The following is a 7,731-nucleotide window of genomic DNA, read 5'->3' as shown; positions in this document are numbered from 1 at the left end:
ACCTTCTCCCCTGACCGGTGAAGCGCGAGAAGCACGAGGCCCGCCCGGGATCCTGTCCATGAACTTGTCCATGAACGATCGTCACCTCATGCCAGCGCTGCCCACCTTCACGGACCTCAGCCTTCCGCTGCCTGCAGGTTCTCCTCCTGCCGGGTGATTTCGCACTCTCATAATCCCTTGGCCGCGGGTTCGAGCCCCGCCCGGCCCACCGGTTCCGACCAGATGTAATGGCTCGATGGACACTCTCCGCGACCGACCGCCCCTCCAGGTGCGCGTCCGGAACTGGTTGAGCCTTCGGGTTGGCCGTCAAGATCGGCGCACGTCGTCACCGTTGTCGAGGTTGTCTTCGAACCAGGGCGGTCGCGACACCACGAATTCGAGTCCTCGGTTCCCGCGCCGCAATGTGTGCGACGGTGGCTCCCCGTACCGCTCCTGATACGCGGCGCCGAACCGGCCGAGGTGGCCGAAACCCCAGCGGAGCGCCACCGCGGACACGGTGAGGGCATCGGGGTCCCCGTTGATCAGGTCATTCCGTGCCCGGGCGAGCCTGACCTGCCGAAGGTACGCCATCGGCGGTATGCCGAACTCCCGGACGAACGCCTTTTCGAGCGCGCGCAGGCTGACACACGCGATCCTCGCGATGTCGGCCGCACTGCCGACCCGCATGGGGTCGTCTTCGATCACGTCGACGACCCTCTGTATGGCGGCGGGAAGGCGCGAGCCCCGGTCTTCGTCGAGCTTGTCCGAGTAGTTGTGCGGTTGCGACATGAGCAGCGCCGACCGCACCAGTTGACCCAGGTGCGACGCCATGACCGGATGCTGCTGGGCAAGCTGGCTCGGCTGTCCGACGTCGTCTTGCAGGAGTCGCAGCACACGGGCGAAGTCGGCGCCTCGCCCCCTGGTGAGGTCCAGCTTGTCGCCGAACTCGATCGGCTCGACAACCCTTCTGCCGAGGATGGCGGACAGATCGTCCTCCAGATCGGCGCGGTCGATCCGCATCGCCATCAACGTACTGTCGTCGGTCCAGCGCTCGAACCGCCACGGCGCGCTGGGCGACAGAACAGCCGCGGTAGTACGGGAAACGGATGCGGACCGACGGCCCGAAACGACGTCGACGGATCCCGACGGCGCGTAGCAGAACACGTAGAACGACGGTGGCGGAACGTCCAGCCGGACGTCGGACCTGAAGTTGCTGTACCCGATCCTGAGCCGCTCGGCGTTCAGCACCCGCATGCAGAATCCGAATCGGCCTCGTTCGACCGCCGTGATGTGGTGGGGTGCGTACACGCTGGTGAGGAAACCGCGGGCCTCATCGAGGTCGTCGGTGCGCAGGAGGCCTCGCGAAGTGGCTCGTTGCCCCTTCGCGATCTGTTTTGCGAGCGCGTAGCCCTCGGACGCGTGCCTCGACGTCATCGTCGAGTACCTCCCACTCGGCTTCGGGTGGCACAGCAAGGATGGTCGGTGATCAGCCTTCGGCAACATGGTAGTGCTCCGCGCTCCGGTCGACAGTCCGGAAAACGAACCGCATCAGCCGAAGTTCGACCAGGCCAGGCTCGCGGCTCGATGCTGCACCGCGAGGACGGTGAGGCCGGGCCGGGCAAGCTGCGGGGCCGCCGTCGGCCCGGTGAGCAGCCGGACGGATCGGTACCCGAGGTCGGCGACGATCGCGCCGGCAGCGCCGTCGTCGGCAGTCGTCCAATCGTGCCCGTCGAGGGCGCCGAGCACCCGCGCTCCCGGCCTGCGCAGGTAGACCAGCACACCACCCTCATCGGCGATGATGGCCGCCGATTCAGCGAAACGCCGAGCGCAGTCACAGTGCGTAGTCTTGAAGATGTCACCGGTGACGCACTCGGCGTGCACCGCCACGAGCGGCACACTCGTCCGCGGACGTCCGACCAGCGCGATGTGCTCGGCCCCGGTGACCTCGTCGCGGTATCCGACGGCGTCGAGCTGCCCGTGCACGGTCGGCAACCGGGCGTTGGTGACTCGGGTGACGCGTCCTCGCTCCCCGTCTCCGAAGCGCAACCGGTGCTCGACGAGCTCCGGTATGTGCAGGACAGGTAGGTCGTGCCGAGCCGCGAGCAGGGCCGCGTCCTCGTCACCGGCCGTCCCCACACCGTCGCCGACCAGCCGGGCGGTCAGCGCCACTGGCGGAAGCCCAGCGAGGCGGCACAGGTCCACGCCTGCCTCGGCGTGCTCGGGCCGTACGACGACACCGTTGGCATGGACCCTCAGCGGCAGCAGATGACCGGGCCGTATGAGGTCGGCGGGGCCGCTGGCCGGATCGGCGAGCACCCGCGCGGTGCGCGCGCGGTCAGTCGCGCTGATACCGGTGGTGATGCCGTGTGCCGCGTCAACCGAGACGGTATGACGAGGACTTCGCGGATCCTGGTTGTCCTGGACCATCGGGGGCAGGCCGAGTGCGCCGGCACGTTCGGCCGGAAGGGGTGCGCAGAGAATCCCCGACGTGTGGCGGACCGTCCATGCGGTCCACCGCGGCTCGGCCAGTGCCGCGGGGAGGACGACGTCGTACTCGGTGCCGCCACCGACGAGAACCGGGCGTCCGGCGCGCAATGCGGCCACCGCGTGAGCGACCCGGTCGTCCGCGAAACGGGGGGCGGGCTGGGCGGACATCAGGACGCCAACGCGGACAGCGCGTGCAGCCGGCTGCCGTGGAAGACCAACGGGGCGACCGTTTCGTGTGGCTGCATGGCCTCGACGCGAAGCAGCACCAGGTCGTGGTCCCCCGCGCTGATGACCGTGTCGATCGAACAATCCAGCCACGCGGCCGCGCCGTGCAGGAGCACCGCACCCTCGCCGGTCGCGGTGTAGCCGATCCCGGCGAACCGGTCCCCCGTCTTCGACGCGATCTGCCGGCAGGCCCGGTCGTGCGTGGTCCCGAGCACCGACAGCCCGAGCCGGGGACGGTCGGCCAGAAGCGGCCAGGTCGTGGAGGTGTGCTGCACGCATACCGACACCAGCGGCGGGTTCATCGAGACCGCGACGAACGAACTCGCGACAATGCCGACCGGAGCGGCGTCGCGCAGCGCGCACACGGCTACCACGCCGCTGGGAAAGGTGCCATAGACCCGCCGTAGCGGGCCAGTCTCGTCTGGGTCGGGAACGATCAACGTAGGCCTCCTGTCACGGCCGCGGGGTTCAGGCTCAAGGCTCGTGGCACGGCACGGTGCACCGACGGTCTCGACCGGTGGCATGGTTGCCTCCTCGTCGCCTACGCCGCTGCCAGGAACTCACGGATCAGGCCACCGAGCCGGGCCGGCACCTCGAACTGGAGCAGGTGCCCGCAATCCGCGAACAGGTGCAGGTCCGCGTGCGGAAGGTGCTCGGCCAGGAAGAGCCCCGCGGCGGGCGAGATCGTCCCGTCGTCCTTCCCGTGCACCGCGAGGACCGGGTGCGGTACGCCGGCGAGCACCGACTCGTCGTAGACCGGTGCGGGCTCGCCGGGCGCCATGGCGGCCTCGAACGACCGCCGCACCTCCGGCCTGACCGCGACTGCGAAACGCTCCCTCACGTAGTCGTCGATGCCGGGAACATCGCCTCGAGACAGCTGGGCGGTCACGAGCGCGTGCATCGCCTCCTCACTCGGGCTCTCGTAGAACGCGGTGAGCGTCCCCAGCCTGGCCTTGACCGGTGTCCCACCCGCGCCCATCAGGACGATCCGCCCGAGCCGCTCGGGTGCGTGCACGGCCAACTCGAGCGCCACGCGGGCGCCGTAGGAGTGTCCTGCCACGTGAACCCGATCCAGTCCGAGCTCGTCCAGCAGCCGGAGCACCGCGTCGACGCGCCGCCTGAACCACGGTCCCGGACCCGGGGGCAGGGTTTCCGGATGACTGCTGTGGCCGAATCCCACCAGGTCGGGCATGATGCACCGGTACGTCGCGATGCCGGGGAGGAGCGGCCGGAAGCTCAGCGCTCCCGTCGCACCCGGTCCAGTCCCGTGCAGGAGCAGCAGCGGTTCGCCACCGGGGTCTCCCGCCGTCACGACGTGCGTCGTGTCCGCGCCGGTGGCCCGGTCCTCCGTCCGCACGGGAGCAAGCTCCGCAGATCGCATGATCGGCGCTACCTCTTCCCCAGGGTTCGGTGGAACAACTCGAGCGTGCGGTCCCACGAAACGGACGCCGCGTGCTGCTGATAGGCAGGCAGCTGCGGGAACATGAAGCCGTGATCGGCGCCGTCGAAGATCTCGACAGTCGCTTTCACCGGCGGCCTCCCCAGCTCGTCCCGCAGCGGCTTGTTCAGCTCGAGCGGGGAAAGCTTGTCGGCCGCGCCGAGTCCGACGAACAGCTCGGCGGAGATCTTCCCGACGCTCCGATGGGGCGAGTCCGGGTCATCCGTCACACAGTTCGACGGGTGCAGCGCCGAGCCTGCCGCGTATCCCGCGGGGTCGGCGGCGAGCAACCGCAGCGTGAAGCGCGCGCCCATGCAGAACCCCATGGCGGCCTTGGCGTTCATGTCGGCGGCCGGGTCCTTCGCCGTGACCTCCAGCATCGCGGCCGTGTCGGCGAGCACCATGTCATCACTGAGCGAGGTGACCGCCGCCATCAGCCGGTCGAACTCCGGTGACCCCGGCCCTTGACCGATACCGGCCAGGTCGAAGGAAATCTGACGACCGAGCCGGTGGTAGAGATCCGGCAGAACAGCGTAATAGCCGGCGCCCGCCAACTTGCGGCTGACGTCGTGGATGTCCGCACGCAGCCCCGGTCCGTCGTGGTAGACGATGACCACGGGAAACGGGCCACTGTCGTCGGGATGGCGAACCGTGACCGTCATCGGCCCGTCATCGGTCCGGACGACTTCTTCTTTCTCAATCAATTCTCTCACCTGGTCGTTTCTCGTGGTCGCGCGGTGGTCACCGCGAAGCCGATGATCCACTCGGGGACCGGTTGGTAGAACGAAGACTCGGTCCGGTAAGGCCCTGCGGTTTGCAGCGCGGCATGGGCCGCGATCCACGAGCGCACTTCGTGAATCGAACTGCCGCCCTGTTTGCCGAGCCACTCGACGCTCATCGCGTCGAACCAGGACAGGTCGCCCTTCTCGAACTGCTGAAGGATCTGCTCGTCGAGATCAGGGTTCAGTGGCAGCAGCGAGGACTCACCGCGCGCGAAGGCCTGGCCGGCCTGAAACACCGCCTCCTCGCGCGCCTTCTGCTCCTCGGGCGTTCGGCGCTTGTCCACAATGTAGGCGACAGCTTCCGGTGGAGACTGCCGCAGCCGCGGGACCGGCACATCGTGTGACAAGCCGCCCGAGCCGACGAGCAGAACCTTCTGATCCAAGTCCCGGACGAACTCGCCCACCGCCGCGCCGAGGCGCCTGATCCGGCGCAGAGGTCCCAGCGGCTCGGCGACCGAGTTGATGAAGACAGGGATCACGGGTTTGGCCGCGCTCGAGCCGAACAGGTTTTCCAGCGGCTGGGCGATGCCGTGATCGACGACCATCTTCTCCGACATGGCCACGTCGAGATCTGCCGCCAGCAGGTGGACGACCAGATCGTCGGCGAGTGCCTGTGGCACGTCGAGCTCACCGGGACTGGTGTTGTAGTCGCCGATGGCTGTAGCCGACAACCCGACGCAGAACGGTGGCATGAGTTCATACCGGAAGCCCTGGTAGTGGTCAGGGCCGAAGATGACGACGAGGTCCGGGTCGAAAGCTTCCACGAACCGCCTGGCGTCGCGGAGAGCGCCGTCGACCCGCTGCACGACCGACTCGCCCGGGTCGCCCGACCCCAGCAACGGCGTGTGCGACATGCAGCACAAGGCCAGCTCGGACGTCACGACTACACCTTCAGGGAGCGCAGAGCCGGCACCACGTGCTCGCCGAACAGCTGGTAGGAGCGCATCGTCTGCTCCTTGGTGAGGGTGCCGAACGACCCCCAGTTGAGGAAGTTCCCGCAGCCGATGTGCTCCATCTGGCTCACGATCTGGTCGCGGACGGTCTCCGGCCTCCCCACGCAGATCGCGCCGATGTCGATGAGAGCGTCGAACGACACGTCCTCCCCGGCGAAGGGGCGGAAGAAGGACTGGTAGTGCTCGTAGCCGGCGGGCACGTTGTCGAGGTCGTGGAACACAGCCGCTTCCTTGAACGCCGCGAACAGCGCGTCGAAGGCGGGCTCGGCAAGATCGCGCGCCTCCTGTTCGGAGTCCGCGATGAACACGTTGCGGCACACACCCATGTCGGTGGGTTCAGCTTCACGACCGGCTTCCGCGGCCGCTTTCTTGTACTGCTCGAAAATCGTCCGCATGTTGTCGGTCGGCGAGAAGACCGAAGTGAACCGGAAACCCTGCCGGGCCGCCCAGCTCACGGTCTGCGGGCTCAGCGCCGTGACCCAGATCGGCAGCTCGGACCGCAAGGGCCGAGGCCAGAGACTCACGTTGTCGTAGTTGTAGAACTCGCCCTTGAAGGTGAAGGTGGGTTCCGTCCAGGCAGACTGGATGAGCGCGACGGACTCCTCGAACCGGGCGCGCGTCTCCTCCATTTTGACGCCTTCGCGAATGAACTCGGGCTCGTCCACGCCACGTCCCAGGCCGACCTCGAGCCGGCCGCCGGTGAGGTAGTCGAGCATCGCGCCCTCTTCGGCAAGCCGGCGCGGATTGTGGAACGCGGTGATGTTCGCCATCACCCCGATGTTCATCCGGCTGGTCCGCTGGGCCAGGGTCGCCACCAGCAGGTTGGGCGAGGGGCTGATGCTGTACGGCGTGAAGTGGTGCTCGGAGAAGAAGACCCCGTCGAATCCGAGGTCCTCGGCGGCGACCCACGATTCCAGCTTCCAATCGTAGAGATCCTTGCACAACTGCGGGTCGAACTTCGCAGGGTCGGGATCGTACGGGTAGCTGAAAATCTCAAAGAGCCAAGACTTGACCACTTGATTCTCCGTCCACTCTGACATTCGGCCGGTGTCCGCGTCACGGTTCGCGACCGGATCCGGTGCCGATCACGTTAGGGCGGAGCGCCACGGCCCGACGAGCCGTTCTTCGCTCAAGTCTGTCCACTTTTCGCACCGGTCGCGGGCAGAATCGGAGACTGGCGGAGGTTCAAGGCGGCCTGGGTCTGCACATGCTGAGGACGGAAGCGACACCAGAGGAGACGTTGAGGATGGTTGCGGCGGGCGGGCTTGAAGCTGTTCGGTGAAAGCGGCGATCAGCCGGATGGGGCAGAGAAGATTGACGTTGACCAAGAGCGCAGCGAGCGGGCGCAACTGCGGCACGGACCTTCCCTCGTTCGCCGGATACCTGACGCCGCGAATCGCGCGACCGCTACTCGTGGATTCCGTCCAGGTGTGCTCTACGCCGGCTGGCGAACTGGGAGTACCTAGCGACGAGCCCAGGGTCGTCGACACTGGCCGGGTCCAGAACGGATTCCGCGTCCTCTCCTCGGAACAGCCGCTTGAGCGGCACTTCCAGCTTCTTCCCCGTTCGCGTGTGCGGGATGCCCGGAACCGCGATGATCTCGTCCGGCACGTGGCGCGGCGAGATCTCGTCGATCAGCTGCTGGTCGAGCTGGTAGCCCTCGGCGAGTCGGACGAACATGGGCATGTAGTAGCCACCGTTGCCCTCCTCGACAGCGCAGAAGCCGCAACGACGTCCGGGCCAACTTCACCCGCTTCGGCGCCGACGAGTACGTCGACTTCGACCAGGCTGTTGCCGACTCCGCCGGCAACCACCCGAACCAGACCATCGCCGACGCCGTCGACACCTTCCCACCGAGCGCCACCCT

At 67.5% G+C, this 7,731-nt stretch carries 8 protein-coding genes; all 8 read right to left on the bottom strand.

Going from position 1 to position 7,731, the window contains the following annotated elements:
- Positions 1 to 306 precede the first annotated feature (306 nt).
- The 8 genes from ACCP09_RS38895 to ACCP09_RS38860 all read right to left on the bottom strand — a co-directional run bounded on the left by ACCP09_RS38895 (position 307) and on the right by ACCP09_RS38860 (position 7,544).
- Complete coding sequence (locus ACCP09_RS38895; protein ID WP_433754037.1) at positions 307 to 1,413, bottom strand: AraC family transcriptional regulator; 1,107 nt, start codon at positions 1,411 to 1,413, stop codon at positions 307 to 309.
- A gap of 114 nt (positions 1,414 to 1,527) precedes the next feature.
- Positions 1,528 to 2,634 carry a 3,4-dihydroxy-2-butanone-4-phosphate synthase gene (locus tag ACCP09_RS38890; protein ID WP_433754035.1) on the bottom strand — a complete coding sequence of 369 codons (1,107 nt, stop codon included), beginning with the start codon at positions 2,632 to 2,634 and terminating at the stop codon, positions 1,528 to 1,530.
- Positions 2,634 to 3,131 carry a flavin reductase family protein gene (locus ACCP09_RS38885; protein WP_433754039.1) on the bottom strand — a complete coding sequence of 166 codons (498 nt, stop codon included), beginning with the start codon at positions 3,129 to 3,131 and terminating at the stop codon, positions 2,634 to 2,636. The genes ACCP09_RS38890 and ACCP09_RS38885 overlap by 1 nt, the downstream gene beginning before the upstream one ends.
- A gap of 101 nt (positions 3,132 to 3,232) precedes the next feature.
- Positions 3,233 to 4,048: an alpha/beta fold hydrolase gene (locus ACCP09_RS38880; RefSeq protein WP_433754034.1), complete on the bottom strand. Its 816-nt coding sequence runs from the start codon at positions 4,046 to 4,048 to the stop codon at positions 3,233 to 3,235.
- Positions 4,049 to 4,080: 32 nt separating this feature from the next.
- Positions 4,081 to 4,842: a dienelactone hydrolase family protein gene (locus ACCP09_RS38875; RefSeq protein ID WP_433754032.1), complete on the bottom strand. Its 762-nt coding sequence runs from the start codon at positions 4,840 to 4,842 to the stop codon at positions 4,081 to 4,083.
- Positions 4,839 to 5,792, bottom strand: coding sequence for a 3-carboxyethylcatechol 2,3-dioxygenase (locus ACCP09_RS38870; protein ID WP_433754030.1), 954 nt, complete (start codon positions 5,790 to 5,792; stop codon positions 4,839 to 4,841). The genes ACCP09_RS38875 and ACCP09_RS38870 overlap by 4 nt, the downstream gene beginning before the upstream one ends.
- A 2-nt stretch (positions 5,793 to 5,794) precedes the next feature.
- Positions 5,795 to 6,904: an LLM class flavin-dependent oxidoreductase gene (locus ACCP09_RS38865; protein WP_433754028.1), complete on the bottom strand. Its 1,110-nt coding sequence runs from the start codon at positions 6,902 to 6,904 to the stop codon at positions 5,795 to 5,797.
- Between the two features lie 367 nt (positions 6,905 to 7,271).
- Complete coding sequence (locus tag ACCP09_RS38860) at positions 7,272 to 7,544, bottom strand: hypothetical protein (RefSeq protein ID WP_433754026.1); 273 nt, start codon at positions 7,542 to 7,544, stop codon at positions 7,272 to 7,274.
- Positions 7,545 to 7,731: the final 187 nt, after the last annotated feature.

Origin of the sequence: Amycolatopsis sp. 3B14 (assembly GCF_050958625.1) — a bacterium.
In the GTDB taxonomy this organism is placed as follows: Bacteria; Actinomycetota; Actinomycetes; order Mycobacteriales; family Pseudonocardiaceae; genus Amycolatopsis_E; species Amycolatopsis_E thermoflava.
This window is presented reverse-complemented; position numbering and strand designations above follow the sequence as displayed.